Genomic DNA, 19,862 nt, shown 5'->3' with positions numbered 1-19,862 from the left:
CTTAGTCTTCTTTAGGATTAGTAATTGCTTCTTTACGGGCTGTGATAGCTTCGTGAACGCCTTTGCGGCTGGTTTCACCTTTAGCGGTTTCCAGTTCTGCAAGAGCGTCAAGGGTCTCTACCTTGTCAATTTCTGCCACACGACCTGCAACAGTTTTAACATTACCGTCAAGGATCGCCTCCAGTGCATTGTCTTTTGTGGTATCGTCACCTTTTGCGTCTGCGTCAGTGTCGTTTGTTTTTTGCGCAGCTGCTGCCGGACTATCAGGGTTCACCGTATCTTTTACCTTTGCAGCTTTTGCCACTTTCTGGGCGTTGTCTGCAAAGCTCTTATCAGGATCAGCGTCTGGCGTTTGCTCTTTGGCTTTACCGTCACGCTTAATGCTTGCGATCTTTTGATCTTTAGAGCGCTGTGCGTGGCTTTCGGCTGCGTGTAAGTCACGAAAGGCCTGACCATCGGCAGTGATGTGTAGCTCTTTAATTTCCGGGTTGCGTGCGAATATTGATTTCGCGATTTCTTCTGGTTTCATACTAAAAGGGTATTTTGATTTTGAAATAGGTTAAAGCGGCTTTAAAGCCTAAATAAACGAGGGCTAAACCGCCTACCCAAGCCAGTAGCTTGACCAAAAACGGCACATACTTTTCAGGCACATTCTCCACGGTTTCAATTTTCTCAAGTCGATCGCGCAAGGTGTTGATGGTAGTATCTCGTAGCTCAAGCTCCAGCAGTAAAGAATCAATCTTACAATCTACTGTTAGGCTATCACCTTGTAACCCTATAGCTGCTGTCACCCGGTTGCGGGTCTCAGTGATGTAAAGCGCTTTGCGTAGCTCTGCAATGGTCGTGGTTAACCTGAGACTGTCTCCCGGAACCTTAACCAGCGTGTCGCGTGGTACTACAGTTACGGTGGTCACCGTGCTATCGCGTACCATTGTACTTTCGGTTAGGGTTGCTTTGCTTTTGCAGCTTCCAGCTGAAAGGATCAATAGTACCGTAACCAATGCTAAAGCAATGCGGGCGATCCAGCGTATTACAATGTGTTTTTTCATATCTGTTTAAGTTGAAAGTGCATTCCGTCTTTACGTGTCCAAGTCCCGCCCCAATCAAAGCCGGCATCAGTAAAACACTTAACCAGTTCCTTACTCATTTGCGGTTCTTTTCCTAGTCCATTCCACGCGGCGTTGATGTCAATCGCAATTGCCCAGGAATGAAGTGACCACGTTTTGCCACCACGTACTAAACGCACATTAAAGCAGCCGTCCCAAGTCTTAACCTCGTCTTGCAAACAATTTGAAATGATGTTCCAAAAGGCATTTTCAAGCGGTGCTATGAGATCGCGGTTACAATAGATTTTATTAGGTATTACCGGAAGCTCGCGGTTAATTGCGTCAGGCACATCCCAAAGCGTTAACCATTTGCGCTCCATAGACGGAGTGGGTTCGCCGTATTTATGTATGCAATCTGTACTGCCTACCATTTGTCAAATAGTTTTGAAGCTTTCTCAATTAGACCGGTGCGTATGGCTACTGACACCTTATCAATAAAGCTGTAAAAGCTTGGCTTTTTACCAAAGCGTCTCAACTGGTTCTCGCCAATGCTATGCAGGTCAAAACTGATCACTACAAAGTAGAAGGCTATGATTGCAAACAGAAACCCATCATAAAGCCAAGTGAGACCCACCAAGAGAAACAAGAGGCAAAACACGGTTAAGATGCTTGCTATAAGTATTACGCCGGCAAACTTCCAGACGCTGCTCCACAGCTTGTCGCTTTTCATATAGCCGCGGGATGATCCCGTTGATATTAGATGCTCTTTTTTTGCTGCGCGCGTGCCTGTATAGAAATCGGCAATACTTACCAGTATGTATAAGATCGTAAGGACTCCAAAGGCCAAAAGCGGCATTGTCATATCCTTAAGGCTGATGTCTCTCGTTAACTCAGCAATCAACTTTTTTGCACCGAATGAGCCGGGCAAAACCAGTACGACAAGCGCGCCGTCCTGATAGGTAAATGCTTTTTTGACCAGACTAAACACCAGTGTTGTAAGTTGATTAGAGGTTTGCATAGTGATTATTAGCCCAGCCCAGTGAAGGGCTTGGGCTAATTATATTTAGGCTGTTTTTGCTTGTTTTAGCAAAGCGATTCCTTTGTAGTCAGCACGACGGGCACGACCACCAGCACGTACTAAGAATGAATAGACATCCCCGTAATACACAGGGTTTCCTAAATCGTCAAAGAAGACGATGTCACCCATAGCAAATTCTACCGCATTTTTATACCAGAATAAGCTGGCCGCATCGTCAGTAGCGCTTCCTACTGCTTCAGGCGTTAAAATGGTACCTGCATCGTTTAGACGAGTTACAGAGCTTCTGGATTTAATATTCCATCCTTGAGCTTTGTACATGATACCATTACGACGTTCTTGCTCAGTCACACTTTGCATATAGGTAGCTGTAGTTGTGCTATCTGCTGGGAACATATCTTCTAAGTCCTGAGGAGTAAGTAAGGCTGTCATCTGACCTTCAAACCAGCGGTTTTCAGTACGGAATTTTGTAGCCATTCGCTGAAGGTCTTTTATCGTAGCTCTTTTACGAGTACCTGTAGCTCCTGAAGCAGCTGGCACACCATCATTAGCTCCTGTGGTTTCTAATACCTGAGTGCTTGGTAATGATGTTGCTCCATACCCGGTATAAGCAGGGCTGTTTAACCAGTTATAAATGGTTTCCTCTGCAACTGTTTGCTTGAGTTTGTCCTGATCTTCACCCAATACACTTGAGCGCTTATCATAGGAAAGCTCCATCGTGTCAATATTAGGAATCAATACCGGATCAGAAGTATATTCATCAAGCAGGTAGATAACATCGGTATCATTACGCTTACGTACCGTTGCGGGAAGTGTAGCCCTATTTTTTACGACATTACCTGAACCACCAGACTGTGGAACGTGAACGGCACGACCTCCGACCACAAAGTCATTTGCTTTGAATGAATCCTTAAGGAAACTATTGTCCTTGAAGATTTCTTCCTCAATATGGTTAAGCCAAATTTCTTTTTGAATAGCCATAAACGCAAGACCTTTAGGTACAAAAGACATAGCTGTACCAGTGATCGCTCCGGCAGCTACAGAAGCACAGGCCACCATAGGTGTTGCGCCAAAAAATACAGCTGCAACGACAAAGATGATCAACGCGTTATACAGCAGGTTAAGTGGTGAAAAATGTTTCATTGTGTTCGTTTTTGTGATTGTGATTGATGATCCCGGTTACCTCCGGGTGGGGTTTTTGTTATGCTTGGTACTCTTTACCCCAGCGGGCTTTGTACTTTTCTTTAAAACCGTCAAGGTTCTTTTCCTTCAGTTCGATAAGGCGGCCAGACTTGTCAAGCTCGTCGTAGGTCAACTTCATAAGCTCATCACCGGCGGGTGCGTCGGTCTTCATTTGGCTTGAAGCGGTTGGGGTAGATGGGATTGAATCCAAGTGTGCTTTTGCTGCGTCAAAGTCAGCATTAGCCAGTTTGATCATTCCCTCTTTTTGATCGGCAGTGATCTTGCGATCTTCAACGGCTTTGTCAACAAGGGCGATGATCTTAGCATCTTTGCCGGCATTCTCAGCTTCGTCAAGCTTCAGCTGTAATGCATCCTTTTCGCTCTCTAAGGTTTTGATCTGAGTGCCTTGGGTTTGGCTCAGTGTTACCAGCTCTGCGATTGCGGTGTGCGCATCGGTCTCGGTGGCACCGTCTGACAGTTTAAGCAGCGCCATCGTAGACGCAGTTAATTGAATAAGTTTCATAGGTATTTCGGTGTTTTGATTAAGATTTGTAAGTACTTCAGAAAGCTTTACCAGCTCGTCGGCTTCGTTGTAAAGCACTACAGCAACAGATTCACTATTAGAGCCTATATCACACATGGAAGCCTCTTTAAGCACTGATTTTTCGAGCCACTTTTCACCGTCTACTTCGACAAATTCAAGAGGTAAAAGCCCAGCGCTAGCCATTTTGATCGTTCCGTTTTCAACCTTTTTAAAGATTTTCATTGCGAAATCGTCGGTGTCGTCAAATACAGGCACGCCGGTAATCTGACCGTCCTTTAATTCGATATCCTCCCAATATCCTAGTGGTAAGATTTCGTCAGCCTTTTCGCCCTTAGGACGTATATGCATCCACAATAAGAGCGGATTGGTTTTAAAATCTGCTAAGTTGATTCCTGCGGTACGTACGCGGAAACCGTTGCTGTTTTTTGCCTCGGTACTAATTGGGAATCGTCTTGTACTCTTTTTCATAGTTGCCTGCTGCTTGTTGCATTTTGATGGGTCAAAGATGTATCGGTATCGAGGGGTAAAAAAATGCAGCTTGGTAATACCCCCCGGTAAAAGGGTACGCTGCCCCCTGCAAGAGATGGCGCTACAAAAGACAAATTCTTTTTTGGCGTGGATGCTTGCACCTTTGGCCTATGAAAAAAGAAGCCATACAGCGCAAAAAGGACTACGCCAAGCTGCTCTATACTGTAGAAGGTGTAACCGTACAAAAGGAACTCGCCGACCGGGTTGGGGTTTCTGCCGTGACAATGAATAAGTGGGTAAAAGAGGAAGGCTGGGAATCACTACGGGCAAGTGTGATCATTACTAAAGAGAATGAGCTGCACCGCCTATACTGCCAAATCACCGAACTCAACGACTTTATAATGGCCAAAGAGAAGGGACAGCGCTTTGCCAATTCTAAAGAGGCAGACACCCTGATCAAGCTTACCGGAGCCGTACGCCAATTAGAAACCGAAACCTCGCTGGCTGACACCATTGAGGTAATGAAGGACTTTATCAACCACATCCGGGAGGACGACTTTGAGAAGGCCAAAGAAGTCACTGCGCTGGCTGATGTGTTTATCAAATCAAAAATGAAGTAATGCGTACAGCAGCAGAAAAAAAGGCGGAGTTTGATTGGGATGAGTTTGTACAGGATATGAACCGGGATGCGCCGGTACATTCTAATGAAACCGAGCGCGAAAAACGGAAACGGGTTGCAGAACTGGAGACCGATGACGAGGCGTGGTTTAAATATTACTTCTCTAATTTCTATACCTCAGAGCCTGCTCCTTTTCACCGCAAGGCCACTAAGCGGGTGATGAGCAATGCAGAATTCTATGAGGTGCGCGCGTGGTCGCGGGAGCTGTCAAAGTCTGGACGTACAATGATGGAAGTGCTCAAGCTTACCCTTACCGGTAAGAAGAAAAACGTCGTACTTACCAGTAACTCTAAAGACAACGCCGAACGGCTTTTACGACCCTATAAGGTACTGCTCGAAAAGAATAACCGGATCATCAATGATTACGGGATGCAAATGAAGCACGGCAGCTGGGCAGATAATGAGTTTATCACCCGCAAAGGTGTTGCCTTCCGCGCCATTGGTGCCGGTCAGTCGCCACGGGGTACGCGTAACGACGCCGTACGACCAGACGTGCTGCTCGTTGATGACTTTGACACTGACGAGGATTGCCGAAACCCGGACACCGTAGATAAGAAGTGGGATTGGTTAGAACGTGCATTCTATGCGACGCGATCGATCTCAAACCCGCTCTTGGTTATTTTCTGCGGTAACATCATAGCCGAGCATTGTTGTATCAAAAAGGCAATGGAAATAGCCGACTATGCCGAGGTGATCAACATACGCGATAAGAACGGCAAATCTACTTGGCCTCAAAAAAACACCGAGGCAATGATCGACCGGGTATTGAGTAAAATTTCATACATCTCAGCTCAGGGCGAATACTTCAATAACCCGATAACCAAAGGGAAGGTTTTTGAAAACCTGCACTATAAAAAAATGATGCCGCTTAACCGGTACCGGTTCCTTGTGGCCTATACCGATCCCTCGTATAAGGGCGGTAAAAAGAACGACTACAAAGCCACGGCATTGGTAGGCCGTTATGGTGACGAGTACCACGTGGTTAAAGTCTTTTGCGCGCAGACCAGTACCGCAGATATGCTCGACTGGCAGTATGAGATTATTAAGCTGGTAAACGGTAAGGTACCGGTGTATTTTCTCATTGAGTGGCCTTCTATTGATGACAGCCTAAAGCTGGAGATCATAAAGGCAAACAAACGTCACAAGCTTACCCTGCCTTTAATGGCAGACCCACGGGTCAAGCCTGATAAGTTCTTTAGGATTGAATCCTTACTCGAACCCCTTAACCGAAATGAGAAACTCTGGTTTAACGAGAAGCTCAAGAAGTCTGACCACATGAAAAATATGGAGGATCAGTTCCTTGCGCTTTCACCCACGAGCCGGGCACACGATGATGGCCCCGATGCGGTAGAGGGTGCCGTTTGGAGTGTGAATTCTAAAGTAGGCGCAGACACCAGCCAAATACAAACTAATGCCGGAAGGCGCACAAACAATAAACGATGGTAACACGTGACGATTTTAAAAGCCACTTATATGCCGAAATACTCAATGCGGTAGATCGTGGCGACGAGGACATACTTAACGACGCAATGGCTGCCGCTGAGGCTCAGGCTATGGGCTATCTCAGCCGCTACGATGTAGATACGCTTTTTGCGCGTGAAGACGACGCGCGGGATGACATGCTGCTTGTGATTATTAAAGACCTTGCCGCTTGGCACTTTATTGTATTGGCAAATCCGGCAACCGATATGGAGCTTCGCAAGACACGCCGCGATGAGGCTATAAGTTGGTTAAAAGACATACAAAGTGGCAAGGTGGTACCGCGCAACTGGCCGCCTGCAATTGAAGAAAGCGCAGACCAACTATTTCACGTTAGCAGCGCACCTAAGCGCAATACCCGCTGGTAATTTAAACACCGATTAAAACGAATTTAAATGGCACGAAAAGTATCTAATAAACGAATAACCAAGACAAAGGTTACCAAACCGGCTGGCGCTCCTGATCAGATCGTATTGCATAAGATCGAGGTACGACCTTACAATCGTACTGAGCAAGACATACCTAACTGGAGGCGCGCAATTCAAAGCGCAGAATCTCAAATCCCACGGCGCAGCTTATTGTATAACCTCTATGCCGATGTTGACCTTGACGGTCACGTCGAGGCGGTGACTGGAAAGCGTCGCGATCCTATCAAAGCAGCCAACTGGCAATTTGTAGATAAGGAAGGGACGCCGGTTGATGCGGTTAATGATCTAATTGACTCCGTTGGTTTTGACGACCTGCTCGATGAGATTATGAACGCAAAGTTTTGGGGCTATTCTATGATGGAGCCTACCTTCTGGCAAGATCAGGACGGCAGCTGGGAAATGGACGCCGGACTTTTGCCGCGTCTCAATTACCGCCCTGAGAATGGTATACTGAGTTATGACAGCTACAGCGAGGAGGGCGTTAACATTCGCGAGGGTATTTATGCCAAAACCATTATGGAGGTCGGTAAGATCAAAGATTTAGGACTGTATATGAAAGCCTCGCCGTACGCTATTTTAAAGCGTGGCGGACTGGGCGACTATGCGGCCTTTATCCAGACGTTTGGGAATCCTTTGATCGATGCGATGTGGAATGGGTTTGACGAGAAGCAACGCGTGCAGCTTCAGCAAGCTTTACAAGAGATTGGCGCAGGCGGTACCATCATACGACCCGATGGAACCACCATCGACATCAAAGAGAATAACGTCAATGCCACGGGCGATGCACACGGTAACTTTTTGCGCTTTCTCAATGGCGAAATATCAAAGGCTTTAATTGGCACCACCGAGACTACCGAGAGCAGCTCCAGCTCTGGCTATGCTCAAAGTAAAACCCATCAGGAGCAGGACGAAAGCAAGCACGAGACCGATTTAAACTACGTTAGACGGGTGTTAAACTCACGTTTTATACGCATCCTGCAAAGTGCCGGGTTTGATACTCAAGGTGGTCGTTTTATCATTCAGGGCGAAAGTCAGGAACTCACAGTTAAGGAAAGCTATGAGATGTACAAGTCGATGCGCAAGGAGTTAGGACTGCCCATTGACGACGATTTCTTTTACGAGACTTTTGACGTGCCAAAGCCTGAGAATTACGATAGCCTTAAGGCTCAGCAGAAGGAACAAAAGCCACCGGTACCGGAACCGAAACCCGGGGCAAAAAAGGCTAACAAAAAAGAAGATCCCGATCGGGTGAACCTTTCCCTTTCTGAAGAGGAAACCAAGGAGCAACTTGATAGCGCTTTGATGCGCTGGCTCAGACGCTTTTTGCCTTTTTTTTCAAAAGCCCCGGCGGAGACGACCGGGGCAGCTGGACACATCCACACGCTTGATCTAAACTTTAAAGACGACTTTAACTATGACGATTATTTACGTAGGTTCTGGAATCGTGGTGGCAATACCGTCTTCGATGGTGAGCTGTTTAACAGTACAGCAGATAAGCTCATTAACGGACTTAGAACCGGCTGGATTGACGGAAACAAAATCAACCTCACAGACGCTCCCGGATTTGTCTATGGAGTTGATGATCCGGGATTACTCACTGCATTTGAGCAAAACCTGTTTAGATTTAGCGGAGCCAAAACCCTTTGGGAAGTGCAGCAGCTCAACGCGCTTTTTCGCCGCGCAACAAGCTTTGAAGAGTTCTACCAGCTGGGTAAACAATTCTTGGATAAATCGCGTAAAGACTACCTCGAGACCGAGTACAACACGGCGCAGTTAACCGGTGAAGCTTCAGCGAATTATTACCGCTTGATCAAGCAAACCGATATTTTCCCGTATTGGCAGTATAAAACAGCTGGTGACAATCTCGTGCGTCCGGAACATGCTGCGCTGGAAGGTGTAACGCTACCGGCAAATGATCCTATTTGGGATAAGCTATTCCCGCCTAATGGCTGGAACTGCCGCTGCTATATCCTGCCGCGTATGAAACACGAGGTTGATCTATCTAAAGTTGATGCAGACCGGGCGCGTGCAATGGCTTATATCGACTCGCCCAAATTTGAGCGGGAGACCAAAAGCGGTTTTGGCGTTAACCGGGCGAAGAGAAAGTTTGTATTTGCTGAGAATCAAAGGTACCTGAAGAACTTTAGTAAAGACCCCGATTTCACATTACGCAAACTAGGCGCTGAAGATTTTGACCTGCTTGACTTTATTACGATGAAAAACAGAGCAATAGGTATTGCTCCACAATACGAAGATACGGCGGTGGCATTTTGGGAAGCCTTAGAAGAGCTGGAAGGCGAAAAGGTATTGCGTGACTATCATAACAGGCCGGTAAGCGTTGGTAAAAAAGACTTTGATCGTCATACCCAAGATGCTCGTAAAAAGCGCGCACATCGTACGACATTGCTTAACGCGCTAAGTGAAGGGCTTAAGGAGGCCGAGGAGGTGTGGCTTACTGAAGAAAAGCTCACCGCCTATACGTATATCAAGTATTATCAGGATGTGGCTATACAGATCGTTGTTAAGATGGATAACGGAAGTCTAAAACTGATCAGCTGGTATGAGATCGCAGAAAAGGAAAGTGTGATCAGTAAAGCCCGGCGTGGACTGCTTATAAAAAGATAAGCCCCCGCGAAAGCGAGGGCAAGGTCTTACAGGATGTTATTTCTGACGCCGTCTTTATCAGCCGTTGCAGCTGCTTACCTGTGCGCAGCCCTTCCTTTACCGCCATCATAACAGTACAAAGATACATTAAATGGATTACAAACAGCAATTAAATAACTGGTTTTCAAAGTTCGAGCATCGTTTTGATACTGCGGTACCGGTGATTGTATCTGAAACGGCGACGGAGTTCTTTAAAGAGCGTTTTGATAAACAAGAGTGGGATGGTGTGCCTTGGGAGCAACTCAACCCAAAGTATGCCGCAAAAAAGACACGCGGTAACGGGAGAATACTCACCAGAACCGGAAATTTACAGGCATCTATAAGACCCACTCAAGTTAACGCCAACCGCGTGGTGATCTCAGCTGGAAATGTTAAGGTACCGTATGCCCGCATTCATAATGAAGGCTTGCGGGTGCGTGGCGTGCAAAACGTGCGTGGCTATACCAATACCAATTTTATGGGTAAAGGTAAACGGGTACAGATCAAAGAACATACGCGCAAAGTAGACTACAAGATGCCCAAGCGTCAATTTGCCGGCAATTCTAAGTATCTCAATCAAGCTATTATTAACCGCCTTACGGCATTTTACAACAATCGATGAAAACGCTATTTATAGACCTAACAGACCGCCTGCAAGCCCTTGACGTTATCAAATGGGCAGATGAAGACAAGGGGCAAATGAATTATGAGAAACCGCCTATTCTGTTCCCTGCGACGCTGATAGACATTCAAGAACCCCGGCGGCAAAATTTGAATGTAAAAATACAGGAATGTAACGCCCAGATCACTGTTGCAATATGCCTAGACTGGAGGGGTAACACCAATGCCGTCACTCCTGAAGCTGCACGCGAAAAAAGCTTATTTTATTATGATGTCGAAGAGGCTGTCTATCAAGCTTTGCAAGGTTGGAGCAATGGGCAGATTAACACGCTGGAGTGTGTGGGTAAACGTAAACAAAAACGACCTGATCAATTTACAGTGCTGGAGTTGGTTTTCACAACGCAATACCGAGACAGCTCTGCGCTAGACGCCGGGTAAATTCACGCGCCCAGACCAGTCAAAATGCGGGTATTGCTTGCGCAGCTCTGCAACCGGTGTACGCGCATCAACGAGGCGATTAACCAGGGCAGTTCGTTTTTTGAGTTCGTTGTAGATCGTGTCTGGCTCAAGGAAGAATTCAAGGTGTAAGTGATGTAGGCAATCTTCATACAGCATACGGCATATAGAACCATAATAATAGTACCTATGGGCGATAGCGTCAGCACGGCGCGCTAGATTGGGCTTGCTGTGCGCCGGCTCAATAGGCTGAAAAATAAGATTATCGTAAAGTGAGTATTGCCCTTTCATCTAGTAACAAAAATAACGGCTTGCTATATAATAAGCAAGCCGTTAGCAATGGGTGTTTTTAACAGGTTATTACCAGTCGCTATTCTTTAAAATAACTAAGAATACTTATGATAATTGCAACAACGGCAATGATAAAATCTCTATTCTTTTTTGCTACTTCCCAAATAAATTCCCATCCAGATGAAGGGTAACCTCCATCTTTAATATGCAATTTGCCTTTTCTAGTTATTGTTATAAGTTTTGAATCACCTGTTCTAGTGGTAGTATTCATTTCTGTAGTATATTCGTCTTTCACCAAATCGATAGACACCTTAAACAGCAAATCAATATCTTTATTTAGAATTTCTGATAATTGCCAAATTCCTTCTGACTCCAAACGATCTGTCTTATTTAGATGCTTGAGAATTGCGTTCTTAGCTTTATTATCTCTAATCAATTTTTTCATACTACAGGTTATTTACCAGTCGCTACTTTCAGTAACTGGAGACTCATTTAAAGCAGCGGAGAGTAGCCCTATAAACCGAAAAGAGAATAAGGTCTCTAAGGTTTCTTTTGCAAGTTCGCTTTTAAGTTTCCCATTTTTATATATACCATAGTTGCCAGTTAAAAAACCTCCGGTGTCATTGGTTACCAAGTCAAGACGTTTATAATCTGAGGTTCTTAAGGTAGTCATCTCAAGAGAAGGAGCGTCTATACGCACTTTGCCGTCTTTAAAGCGAATGGTATAGGTATAATCTAAATCAAATACATTACCGCCTTTAGATCGTGGTACCGCGTTAGCTTCAAAACCATTAACTGTAATTTGAGTGTCTTCAATGGTACTTAGTGCAGCATCCGGGTTTTTATATTGCCGGTGCAAATAAGCCAATACACGGTCATATAATACAGCCGCTGAAGCGTCTTTAAACTCGGCTACTTGATAGTCTTCATCACCATATTTAAAACCCTCAGGGGTTACATGCCATGTTTGTGCAAACGAAGCTGTTGAAATGAATAGTAGGAGTAGTAGTATTTTCATTGCTTGATCTTAATGGATACTTGGATCACTCCATTTAACGGTTCTTTTCTTGTCTTTAAATTCTCCATTGTATGGAACAAAAACTGAGCTAACGGGTTGTTCGTTGATTTCTGGGTCGTATGTATAAGTAATGTAAACCCATCCCCCCGGAACTCGCAAACAGTCAACTGCTCTTTGCTTGTCTGAAAAAATATTTGTCTGCTCGTGCAATTCTAAATCATATAAATTTTTAGCCATAATTTTATTGTTTCCAGTTATTTAATTCTTCCTCAGAAACCTCTATTATTCCAGATATCCCTTTAAACCGAACTCTTCCATTTGGGCTACCAATCTTTTCAATGGCAGACTTTATCATTTCGCTCTTAGTAGGAAAGCTATCAAAGTCTTTTAATGTTATATAGTCTGCTGATGTTGAATCACTCGTTCCGTCAGACTTTAAGAAGAACACAATATAATTTTTCATAATCCTAAGTTTAAGTTAGAAAGATACAACAATCTGAAAAACAAGTATTACAGATTTCCTTAACATTGAGTATATTGTGTATTATTAATAAATATTTAATCACATTATGGCTAAACAAGACAGACCGAACCATCCAAGACCATCAAAACCTCAAGGGCCACCTTCCAAACCAAATACTGGGAATCCTAGACCTGATACTCGAAATAATCCTCCCGGTAAAGGAGTAGAGCGACCACCTAGAAGAAAATAAGATACGTTAAGATAAGTAGTGTTAAACCGATGGCCATTAATGCCATACTTGCGTAATTGCAGCGTCGTGTCCAACCAGAAAACAGTTCTGCTCTTGTGTCGTGATGCTGTATTTTTTTTTCAGATTCATCACAAGGATTATATATATTATCCAAATCATAATCGCTCATAAGCCAATCTTCATAATTAGCTTTTTGTCCAAAAGATTGAGACACAAAATTTGTTATTATAGCTAATAGAAGTGCTATTCCAGCGGCTTTGAGCAACCAGTTCGAACAGACGTTAGAATACATTGGATTTTGTAAATATTTCAAAGTCTCTAGACAGGCATAAATACCAGCTCCAGAAATTGAAATAATTAATAAATCGATTCGTTGTGTGCTATAGAATAATCCTTGCCAAGCTAAAGTCTTACGCTCTTTACAATTATCTAGTTTATATTTATTCTTATCTTCAGTCATTGGGTGTCATTTTCTTTTTAAATGTAAACTTTTAAAAATTAATTATTGAGGTTTACATTGTTTCTAATAAATTATAAGTACCAATGAATAAAGAATTTCTTATATACATTTTATATCTCGTTATTGCTTTTTTCGTCGTGAGATGGTTGGGACCCTCATTTGTAAAACGCGAAGGGAAGACAAAGGAGCAAATTGAAGAGGACACTAAAATAATTAGTGTTTTTTTAAAAATTATTTTCGGTATAGTCCTCGTTGTTTTTATTTACAACCTTTTAGATGCTTAGGATTAATTAGCAATCTTCGTTTGCAATGTTCCAGTGATGAAAGCAATATTTCAAGTTGTATACCGGTTCATCACAGCTCTTTATGCAGCAGCTTTCACCGCGCACCGGTGTATCAAGTGCGCCACCTGCTAATAAAGCATTATAAGCGGTTTTCGTGCCTTGAGTTTTAGGTAAGATGGGCAAACCTAAAGCTTCAGCGAGGCGTATTTCGCCAAGCATCCCGGGAGACACACCGTCACCATATAACCATACTTCACGTATGGCGCCGCTTTTAAGCACGCAGCGCCCGTTTTCTAAACCTCTGGCACGTTTAGCCGGGTTGTTGTCATCAAGTGCCAGCACGTCTGCGTAATACGGCGCAAGCGGTACCACCTCAGGTTCTGCTAGGTTAATTTGACGTATCACTTTTGCAAGTGCTTCTAGATTACGTACGACGTTGCCGCCTATGGGGTGTGCGATATATACTATTTTCATTTTTTTTGTTTTATTTGTTAAAATTTAAATATGATAAGCTTTAAAGACATCAAGGACGCGGAAGAAGGACTTAAATCAATCTTAGTATTTATGGTTATGATGCCATTCTGGTATTCCTATTTTGGAGCTTTTTATCCTGAGATTCTAAAACGTTCTGATCTTGTACTTGAAATTTGTTATTGCTTTGCATTAAGCATTAGCGGTGGTCTACTGTTTTTACTTCCAAGCCATTCATATTTTTCGTTTGGTAAACTGAAAAAGCAGAAGGCATTAAAACATTGCTTCAAGGCCGTTACCCTTGAGATTTTGGTTTTAGGTTTAATGTCTGTGATTCAAGTGTCAATTAAGTCATTACCATTAGAAGCAATGATTTTATTTTTCTTTTTACCATTCACAATTCATTCAGCTATTATTGCAACTATTTCGATGCGCAAAGAATTCAAAAAACGTAGCAGCAAATAGTTTTTTAGTGAATACTTCCGTGGTTATCTTCCCAATAGCGCTGATTGAGGTACACGCTGGGGGCGGCTTTGTTGTAGCGTTTACGTGCTAAAAACTTGTCATAGGTTGGGATGTGACCTAAGGCGGCTATTTTGTCTTTTTTAGAAAGGCGCTTCCAAGAGGCCTGTGATTGGCTCTTTTTTACCTTATGATCGTAGGCATTGTAAAACGCGTCAAAGCTTAGATCAGGCTCACCTATGATGATTTCAAAGACCGACTTTTTAGCCTTGAGCCAGACGCTTTTCATAATCGCCTCGGTCTCCGGGAAGTTACCCTCTTTAAATAACCAAGTGATTTGTTTTGTTGAGAGCGGTTTATCCTGAATTTGAAAGCTGATTAAATTGCCTTTTAAATCGTATTTAAACTCCCATAAAACGGAAAGGCTATCGCCCTTTACGGTGTAAGTTGTTACTTGTTCCATTTATTGTAATTTTTGATCCAGTTCGTGTGCGATGCTAACCACCGCGTTGTATTCATAAGTACCGGCGCGAAATAAGCCCCGGTTTATGCGCAAATGTCTTTCGATGGCGTCTGCCTCGTAGTAGGCGAGTTCAAGCGATTTAGGCTTGTCATTTGGTGACATACGGGCTTCAATTGCTTTCTTTGCTACTCGCACGAGTACCTTTTGTAATATGGCCGCCGCTGCTTTGCCTATGCGGGTCGTTGTATCTGGCGTTTGTCCCATGTGCAGTACCTGCTCCATGACGAGGTAATGCTCTGGTTTTTGTTTGATTTTAACTGGATGCATTTTCTAAGTATAAACCGGTTGTTACTTGGGTATTGAATTCGCCTCCTTTTACGCCTTCAAGCGCTTCACGGTCGCGGCGTTCTTTTTCGCTTAGCTCAAAGGGATCAATTTGCTTGAGGTCACCTTCACGATAAAGCTTTGAGGCGATCACATAATTTGAAAAGAAGATCTTGTCAAGCTTTTCACGGGCTCGTTTTTTATTAGCCGGCTTTCGGTACCGCTTAAGCTTGGGAGTAACGAGGCGTCGGTATTCGCCGCGCATATGTTTTCTAAAGTACTCATAGGCACACTCAAGCGTTACCCAATCAATATATTCTAGCTTAATGGCAATTTCTCTAACATCCCAAGTGTCTCGGCTTGCTTTCATCTGCCTGTCTGGAAAGAAGTACTTAAACAGGGTGCCAAATAGCATTAACTCGGTGTTTTGAGCGTATTTGAAGCGGTATTCTTTGAAGGTTATATTTTGAATCTGCTCGGCGCTTAGGTTGTATTTCTTCATCAAGCGATCAAGTGCAGCCTGTGCCGCCCCCTTTTCACCGGAAACGCCTCGCTTAACGAGTTCGTAAACTTTTTGAATTTTATCATGTTGCTCTGGTGTCATATACAATCTGTTTTTGGTTCTGTTATATCTGTTCCGCATTGGCGGCACGCGGTTATGGTGGTCTCACATGTGGCGCTTAGGTTTACTACGCGTATGTAGCGGGCTTCTAAAGGATGCTCGCAGACGGTTTCAAAAGGCTGCGGTTTCATTTATACAGACTTTTTAAAATGCCCTCAAGGGCGTTAATGATCTTGCTTACCTCTTCGGGATGCATCTTGAGCAGCGGCTTGCGCACCGGTGCGCGATCGCTTTGCAGCCAAGCCCCAAAACGGGTGATATCTGCCACACGACCAAAGCGCGGGTGATCTGTTGTCCATTTGATTTGTATAAGCAAGCTTAAGATGGCTTTGTGGCGCTGGTTGTTTTTATCAAATTTGCCCCACGTACTGGCAAGGTCTGCGGTAGCCATTGGCACCGGTTTAAGCCCCATTTGTTTTAAAATGGCGTTGGCTTGCGCATAGGTGAGATCATTGGTACTGATCTTGTCATTGTCACCCGTTGCCCATTGCACCCATTCTTCTTTGGTATCGCGGTTAGGCGCGTTAACGTGTATGAGCTGCTTTTGCTTTTTATTGGCTTTCATAGATTATACCTTAATGAGGTTATAATTGCTTTTATAACCTTTATAGATTATTTTGTGATAAGCCGGGGAGTCGAACCCCGGGAATAGATGCTCAGCAAATACTGTCTATTACACCAGCCTTATCGGTTTTCGTGATCTCGCTCACGAGGGCGGTCGTTCTGTCGCTTAGTGCTATGACTTTACTGGTGGCACACATTGACCGGTATTCCTGCCTAATAATTTTCAAGGGCTCAGCAGGAGCGGCAGTGACAGCGCATCAACCGTGACAGCGGCTTTTGGGTGTCGGCACCTCTCTTTTAATCCCTAGTGACAGGGCGATTTTTTAGCTTGATCTTGCGACCTATGTAGCATTTAAAGGCATTGGTTTCAGAAGGTGTAAGCTCTTCTTTTGCGATCCAGTTGCCGTTACTATCTTGATACACCTCTTTAGAGTTTACCCAGTAGGTGTCTGCGTTTACCGTTGGCTCAATTGTTACTCCCATAATTAGATACTTGAAAATTGAAGGTTAACCGTTTGCCATTTGCCGTCTGCGCCTTTTCGCTTGACCTCATAACCAAACCCTTTAAGGTGGTTGCTGTAACTCTCTTTGATCAAACGGAGCCCTTCAACCCAGCGCGGATCGTCGTACTTAGCTTCGTGTTGCAGGAGGATCATTACCCGGGCATACTCAAGCTCTCCCTTTTCATTTTTCTGAAGGAAAGACATTAAGATCTCGTAAGTTTTTAAATCACGCTTTTTGATAGTTTCGCCTAAAAACTCTCGAATTAGTTCCTGAGCTTTTATACTACGCTCGTCCCAAATTGGTTCTGTATCCCTGCGGCGGGTTATGCGATAATCACCAGCTTCGTTAGTGATACTGAAACCACCTTTACTATTGCTACGCATCTGACCGTAATTGTTAAGCAGTTCTGCCTGCTCCTCCATACGGTTATGACATAAGTTTTTAAGCTCTACCAAATATTCATTGGTTTGAAGCGCTAATTTCATAATGAGGTTAATAGTCTCATCGCGCTTGCGCTCGTATTCTTTCTTTTCGCGTTCTGCGGCTTTGGCTTTTTTGGCGCGCAATTCTTTTAGTTTAGCCTCCAGTTGCTCTTCGGTTAATTCTGCGGTGGTGTCCTGTGTTGTATTCATCTTAGTCTTCTATGATTTTAAAGTTTATTGATAGTCTCCCGGTGTCTGTAGCCGAGAAGGTGAGTTTAAGGTTCCAGTTGTCTGCGTGGTCTTCCAGTAGATCAATTTGGGTAGTGTCTATGGTTTCCCGGGTGTAAACATTGGCTTTATAAGGAAGCCCTTCCTCCAAGTGCTCAATGTTGAGCGTATACGGCTCAGATAGAATCTTGTCTAGGTCTCTCTGAAAATTTCTAATGTTCTCGTCGATCTCGTGCTGTGTTGGTGTCTCCATTGTCATAATCTTGTTTGCTTAATTCGTTCCATTTCTCTCGTGCCAAATAGGCTTGTATCATTGCGCTGATCGCGCGGTCGTGGTACCCACTCATATCTTAAAATCCATTCGCACACGCAGTACAATACGCTCAAGGTGTGCCGGTAGTTCGTATAGGGGTGTTGCGCTCCCTGTGTCACCCGAATTGATATCATCAAGTGCGTGCATTACTGCGGCGCGATGCTGATGCAGGCAGGTGCGTTGACTAACTGAGAAGTAAGCGCTTTCGCGTGTTGCCTTAAGTACCCCAGTGATCAGGTCATTGCGATCGTATAATTGGTGTGCGTTCATATTGCCAATGCTTTTTTAATTAATACTTTGCTGTAGTGCTTGTGGATCACGCTGGTATAATCGCGGTAGATATCTTTAAGCGTATCACGATCGAGATTGCCATTGTAGCTGCTTACATCGTCTGCGAAATAGCGCTCAAAAGTGCGCAGGTTCTCACGCCACCACGTAAAGAGTGCGTTATTACTCAGCAACATTTGCAGCTGCTCTTGATTGTGGGCTTTTTTCTGGCACCACTCTAGCCAAAGCGAGAAAAGCGTTAGCTCATACTCCTGCGGCGTTTCTTTTAATAGTTCGTTTATTGCTTTCATAAGATATCGTGGTATTGCTTTGCGCCCTCTTCCCATACGGTGTATGGTTTAGAAAGCTGCCCGCGGTTCATTCTACTTTTTGCAAACACTCTAAAGCCTACACAATGCAGCTTTACATCGGCATCGTACATTATGGCTTTTGCAAGGCTGCCCATAGGTTGCTTGCCTTCAGCGTGGCTGTTCCATATAAACAAGGTGTTAGGGCAAGCCTTTTGCAGCGCCTTGTAGCCCCGCTTGTCAAGAAAGGCGTACTGTACCGAGTCAATAATTACAATGCCTGCGCTTTTGTGGCGCGACTGGCGCTCTCTGATCTCGTCTATAGTCAACTTGTCTAATACTTTGAAGCTGCCGCGGCGGCACTCTTGCATTCGGTTTTCTTTAATTGCCTCCTGCATAGACATACGCGCACCCTCTTCAAGCGAGTTATACTCGACCTTTTCAAACTGTGTGAGGTATTTTGCTAATTGCATTAGAAATGTGGTTTTACCTTCTCCTGAGTTTCCAAAAAGAAACCAACTGCCGGAGCGCTCTGGTGTTCCTATTAATTCTTTGAACCGCCCCTCAAGGGGGAGCGTTTTAAATTTTTTCTTTAGCAGCTCGTCAACCGAGACTGCACGTTTAATTTTTGCCATTTATTCACTCAATTCCGGCTGTTCTTGTCTCGCTAGGTGTATTCTCTTGATTTCACGTCTTACGCGCCTAAAATCGCCCCCAAACGTGTCATAAATGAATGTGATGTCTTCCTCGTCGTCTACACCATTGGCGCGGCAAACAGCTGCAACATCGTCGCGATTGATAGGGTCAAGCTCTATGTGGCGGCGTCCTACACGACTGTATAGTTCGTCATACCCCGTTTTTGAGTGTTGAATACCGCGTTCAATACGCTTGCGCAAGGCTTGCACGCCGCTCAGGATGATCCCCAAGTGCCCTTCGTGGTCGTTGTAGAACTCCATAAACATATCGAGCTGCGGGTCTTTCAGTTTATCAGCCTGATCAAGAATAAGCAACGGTTTTGCCCATCTAATGATTTGATCGTTCCATTTCTCCAGCATTTGTTCGGTGGTTCCTATAGGTTGAACACCCATAGCAAGGAGCAAGTGGCGTACAAAGGTTTTTTTAGTCCAGCTGGCTTTGCATTCTACGTGCATCACATTCTCATTGCGGCGCGCATAGAACTTATAGCCATTTGATTTACCCTTGCCGGCATTATCACTAATGAGAAGCGCAAGCCCTTGCATACGGGCAGCGTGGCAGTATTTATAAGCTTCATTAAGGTTTGCCGTCATAGCGATCTTCCAGTCTAGCTCAATGCTGAGATTGCCCTGAACCTTGCGAAACATATCGTCGCTAATCAAGCCCCAATTGCCGGCGATCATCTGGCTAATGGTTGCCGTACTCACCATTGCCTTAATCGCTACAGACCTTTGACTGGTTAAGCTTGCAGCCTTAGCGACCTCATTAACAATGGTGCTCTTAGCTGCATTGCTTATACGGCTTTTATTTTTGGTTTTGACACGAGGGTCTTTATGATGGGCAACTGCTTCTGCTGATTGTGGTACCATA

Annotated in this window: 32 protein-coding genes; 7 read left to right on the top strand and 25 right to left on the bottom strand. The window is 44.3% G+C overall.

All coding sequences use genetic code 11. From position 1 onward, the window contains the following. Position 1: 1 nt before the first annotated feature. Genes HCN54_RS10060 through HCN54_RS10035 form a run of 6 tightly spaced genes read right to left on the bottom strand, consistent with a single transcriptional unit; the run spans position 2 to position 4,276 of the window. Positions 2-529, bottom strand: coding sequence for a hypothetical protein (locus HCN54_RS10060; protein ID WP_167597690.1), 528 nt, complete (start codon positions 527-529; stop codon positions 2-4). Between the two features lies 1 nt (position 530). Then, positions 531-1,049, bottom strand: coding sequence for a hypothetical protein (locus tag HCN54_RS10055; protein ID WP_167597689.1), 519 nt, complete (start codon positions 1,047-1,049; stop codon positions 531-533). Then, a complete protein-coding gene (locus tag HCN54_RS10050) occupies positions 1,046-1,477 on the bottom strand; it encodes a M15 family metallopeptidase (protein WP_167597688.1) in 432 nt (143 codons plus the stop codon). Before HCN54_RS10050 ends, HCN54_RS10055 begins: the two co-directional genes overlap by 4 nt. Next, positions 1,471-2,064 carry a hypothetical protein gene (locus tag HCN54_RS10045; protein WP_167597687.1) on the bottom strand — a complete coding sequence of 198 codons (594 nt, stop codon included), beginning with the start codon at positions 2,062-2,064 and terminating at the stop codon, positions 1,471-1,473. Before HCN54_RS10045 ends, HCN54_RS10050 begins: the two co-directional genes overlap by 7 nt. 45 nt (positions 2,065-2,109) lie before the next feature. Continuing rightward, positions 2,110-3,225 (bottom strand): hypothetical protein, encoded by a 1,116-nt coding sequence (locus tag HCN54_RS10040; RefSeq protein WP_240924849.1) that lies wholly within the window; start codon positions 3,223-3,225, stop codon positions 2,110-2,112. A gap of 58 nt (positions 3,226-3,283) precedes the next feature. Further along, positions 3,284-4,276: a hypothetical protein gene (locus HCN54_RS10035; RefSeq protein ID WP_167597686.1), complete on the bottom strand. Its 993-nt coding sequence runs from the start codon at positions 4,274-4,276 to the stop codon at positions 3,284-3,286. Positions 4,277-4,446: 170 nt separating this feature from the next. Here HCN54_RS10035 and HCN54_RS10030 point away from each other — a divergent pair, with 170 nt between their 5' ends. From HCN54_RS10030 to HCN54_RS10005, 6 genes are all read left to right on the top strand, one after another. Beyond that, positions 4,447-4,896: a YfeC-like transcriptional regulator gene (locus HCN54_RS10030; RefSeq protein WP_167597685.1), complete on the top strand. Its 450-nt coding sequence runs from the start codon at positions 4,447-4,449 to the stop codon at positions 4,894-4,896. Then, positions 4,896-6,401, top strand: a complete 1,506-nt coding sequence (locus tag HCN54_RS10025) for a hypothetical protein (protein WP_167597684.1) — start codon at positions 4,896-4,898, stop codon at positions 6,399-6,401. The genes HCN54_RS10030 and HCN54_RS10025 overlap by 1 nt, the downstream gene beginning before the upstream one ends. Further along, positions 6,395-6,802 (top strand): phage protein Gp36 family protein, encoded by a 408-nt coding sequence (locus tag HCN54_RS10020; RefSeq protein ID WP_167597683.1) that lies wholly within the window; start codon positions 6,395-6,397, stop codon positions 6,800-6,802. Before HCN54_RS10025 ends, HCN54_RS10020 begins: the two co-directional genes overlap by 7 nt. Before the next feature lie 27 nt (positions 6,803-6,829). Beyond that, the gene (locus HCN54_RS10015) at positions 6,830-9,487 is read left to right on the top strand and encodes a DUF935 family protein (protein ID WP_167597682.1); all 2,658 of its coding nucleotides are present in this window, start codon (positions 6,830-6,832) and stop codon (positions 9,485-9,487) included. A gap of 130 nt (positions 9,488-9,617) precedes the next feature. Next, positions 9,618-10,127 carry a phage virion morphogenesis protein gene (locus HCN54_RS10010; protein WP_167597681.1) on the top strand — a complete coding sequence of 170 codons (510 nt, stop codon included), beginning with the start codon at positions 9,618-9,620 and terminating at the stop codon, positions 10,125-10,127. Then, positions 10,124-10,564, top strand: coding sequence for a hypothetical protein (locus HCN54_RS10005; RefSeq protein ID WP_167597680.1), 441 nt, complete (start codon positions 10,124-10,126; stop codon positions 10,562-10,564). The genes HCN54_RS10010 and HCN54_RS10005 overlap by 4 nt, the downstream gene beginning before the upstream one ends. Here HCN54_RS10005 and HCN54_RS10000 read toward each other — a convergent pair. The 7 genes from HCN54_RS10000 to HCN54_RS09970 all read right to left on the bottom strand — a co-directional run bounded on the left by HCN54_RS10000 (position 10,550) and on the right by HCN54_RS09970 (position 13,822). Continuing rightward, positions 10,550-10,873, bottom strand: coding sequence for a hypothetical protein (locus HCN54_RS10000; RefSeq protein WP_167597679.1), 324 nt, complete (start codon positions 10,871-10,873; stop codon positions 10,550-10,552). The genes HCN54_RS10005 and HCN54_RS10000 overlap by 15 nt on opposite strands. Positions 10,874-10,952: 79 nt before the next feature. Next, positions 10,953-11,318 carry a hypothetical protein gene (locus HCN54_RS09995; protein WP_167597678.1) on the bottom strand — a complete coding sequence of 122 codons (366 nt, stop codon included), beginning with the start codon at positions 11,316-11,318 and terminating at the stop codon, positions 10,953-10,955. 12 nt (positions 11,319-11,330) lie between these two features. Beyond that, positions 11,331-11,891, bottom strand: coding sequence for a DUF4468 domain-containing protein (locus HCN54_RS09990; protein ID WP_167597677.1), 561 nt, complete (start codon positions 11,889-11,891; stop codon positions 11,331-11,333). Between the two features lie 9 nt (positions 11,892-11,900). Beyond that, positions 11,901-12,128, bottom strand: a complete 228-nt coding sequence (locus HCN54_RS09985; protein ID WP_167597676.1) for a hypothetical protein — start codon at positions 12,126-12,128, stop codon at positions 11,901-11,903. A 4-nt stretch (positions 12,129-12,132) separates the two neighbouring features. Continuing rightward, complete coding sequence (locus HCN54_RS09980; RefSeq protein ID WP_167597675.1) at positions 12,133-12,354, bottom strand: hypothetical protein; 222 nt, start codon at positions 12,352-12,354, stop codon at positions 12,133-12,135. A 236-nt stretch (positions 12,355-12,590) separates the two neighbouring features. Next, on the bottom strand, positions 12,591-13,064 hold the full coding sequence (locus HCN54_RS09975) for a hypothetical protein (protein WP_167597674.1): 474 nt from the start codon (positions 13,062-13,064) through the stop codon (positions 12,591-12,593). A gap of 290 nt (positions 13,065-13,354) precedes the next feature. Beyond that, a complete protein-coding gene (locus HCN54_RS09970; protein WP_167597673.1) occupies positions 13,355-13,822 on the bottom strand; it encodes a hypothetical protein in 468 nt (155 codons plus the stop codon). A 30-nt stretch (positions 13,823-13,852) separates the two neighbouring features. Here HCN54_RS09970 and HCN54_RS09965 point away from each other — a divergent pair, with 30 nt between their 5' ends. After that, positions 13,853-14,284, top strand: coding sequence for a hypothetical protein (locus HCN54_RS09965; protein ID WP_167597672.1), 432 nt, complete (start codon positions 13,853-13,855; stop codon positions 14,282-14,284). A 4-nt stretch (positions 14,285-14,288) separates the two neighbouring features. On the opposite strand, the gene HCN54_RS09960 is transcribed toward HCN54_RS09965, so the two are convergent. The 12 genes from HCN54_RS09960 to HCN54_RS09910 all read right to left on the bottom strand — a co-directional run bounded on the left by HCN54_RS09960 (position 14,289) and on the right by HCN54_RS09910 (position 19,861). Beyond that, positions 14,289-14,744, bottom strand: coding sequence for a hypothetical protein (locus HCN54_RS09960; RefSeq protein WP_167597671.1), 456 nt, complete (start codon positions 14,742-14,744; stop codon positions 14,289-14,291). Continuing rightward, a complete protein-coding gene (locus HCN54_RS09955) occupies positions 14,745-15,071 on the bottom strand; it encodes a hypothetical protein (RefSeq protein WP_167597670.1) in 327 nt (108 codons plus the stop codon). Further along, complete coding sequence (locus HCN54_RS09950) at positions 15,058-15,672, bottom strand: hypothetical protein (protein WP_167597669.1); 615 nt, start codon at positions 15,670-15,672, stop codon at positions 15,058-15,060. Before HCN54_RS09950 ends, HCN54_RS09955 begins: the two co-directional genes overlap by 14 nt. A gap of 145 nt (positions 15,673-15,817) precedes the next feature. Continuing rightward, positions 15,818-16,255 carry a hypothetical protein gene (locus HCN54_RS09945; RefSeq protein WP_167597668.1) on the bottom strand — a complete coding sequence of 146 codons (438 nt, stop codon included), beginning with the start codon at positions 16,253-16,255 and terminating at the stop codon, positions 15,818-15,820. Between the two features lie 296 nt (positions 16,256-16,551). Next, complete coding sequence (locus tag HCN54_RS09940; protein ID WP_167597667.1) at positions 16,552-16,737, bottom strand: hypothetical protein; 186 nt, start codon at positions 16,735-16,737, stop codon at positions 16,552-16,554. 2 nt (positions 16,738-16,739) lie between these two features. Next, positions 16,740-17,390 carry a DUF3164 family protein gene (locus HCN54_RS09935; protein ID WP_167597666.1) on the bottom strand — a complete coding sequence of 217 codons (651 nt, stop codon included), beginning with the start codon at positions 17,388-17,390 and terminating at the stop codon, positions 16,740-16,742. 1 nt (position 17,391) lies between these two features. Next, complete coding sequence (locus tag HCN54_RS09930) at positions 17,392-17,661, bottom strand: hypothetical protein (protein ID WP_167597665.1); 270 nt, start codon at positions 17,659-17,661, stop codon at positions 17,392-17,394. Beyond that, positions 17,621-17,755 carry a hypothetical protein gene (locus HCN54_RS17535; protein WP_262887885.1) on the bottom strand — a complete coding sequence of 45 codons (135 nt, stop codon included), beginning with the start codon at positions 17,753-17,755 and terminating at the stop codon, positions 17,621-17,623. Before HCN54_RS17535 ends, HCN54_RS09930 begins: the two co-directional genes overlap by 41 nt. Continuing rightward, positions 17,752-17,991, bottom strand: a complete 240-nt coding sequence (locus HCN54_RS09925; RefSeq protein ID WP_167597664.1) for a hypothetical protein — start codon at positions 17,989-17,991, stop codon at positions 17,752-17,754. Before HCN54_RS09925 ends, HCN54_RS17535 begins: the two co-directional genes overlap by 4 nt. Next, on the bottom strand, positions 17,988-18,299 hold the full coding sequence (locus tag HCN54_RS09920) for a hypothetical protein (protein ID WP_167597663.1): 312 nt from the start codon (positions 18,297-18,299) through the stop codon (positions 17,988-17,990). The genes HCN54_RS09925 and HCN54_RS09920 overlap by 4 nt, the downstream gene beginning before the upstream one ends. Then, on the bottom strand, positions 18,296-18,931 hold the full coding sequence (locus HCN54_RS09915; RefSeq protein ID WP_167597662.1) for an ATP-binding protein: 636 nt from the start codon (positions 18,929-18,931) through the stop codon (positions 18,296-18,298). Before HCN54_RS09915 ends, HCN54_RS09920 begins: the two co-directional genes overlap by 4 nt. Next, complete coding sequence (locus tag HCN54_RS09910; RefSeq protein WP_167597661.1) at positions 18,932-19,861, bottom strand: AAA family ATPase; 930 nt, start codon at positions 19,859-19,861, stop codon at positions 18,932-18,934. Position 19,862: the final 1 nt, after the last annotated feature.

This window comes from Leeuwenhoekiella sp. ZYFB001 (genome assembly GCF_011784865.1).
Lineage (GTDB): Bacteria > Bacteroidota > Bacteroidia > Flavobacteriales > Flavobacteriaceae > Leeuwenhoekiella > Leeuwenhoekiella palythoae.
This window is presented reverse-complemented; position numbering and strand designations above follow the sequence as displayed.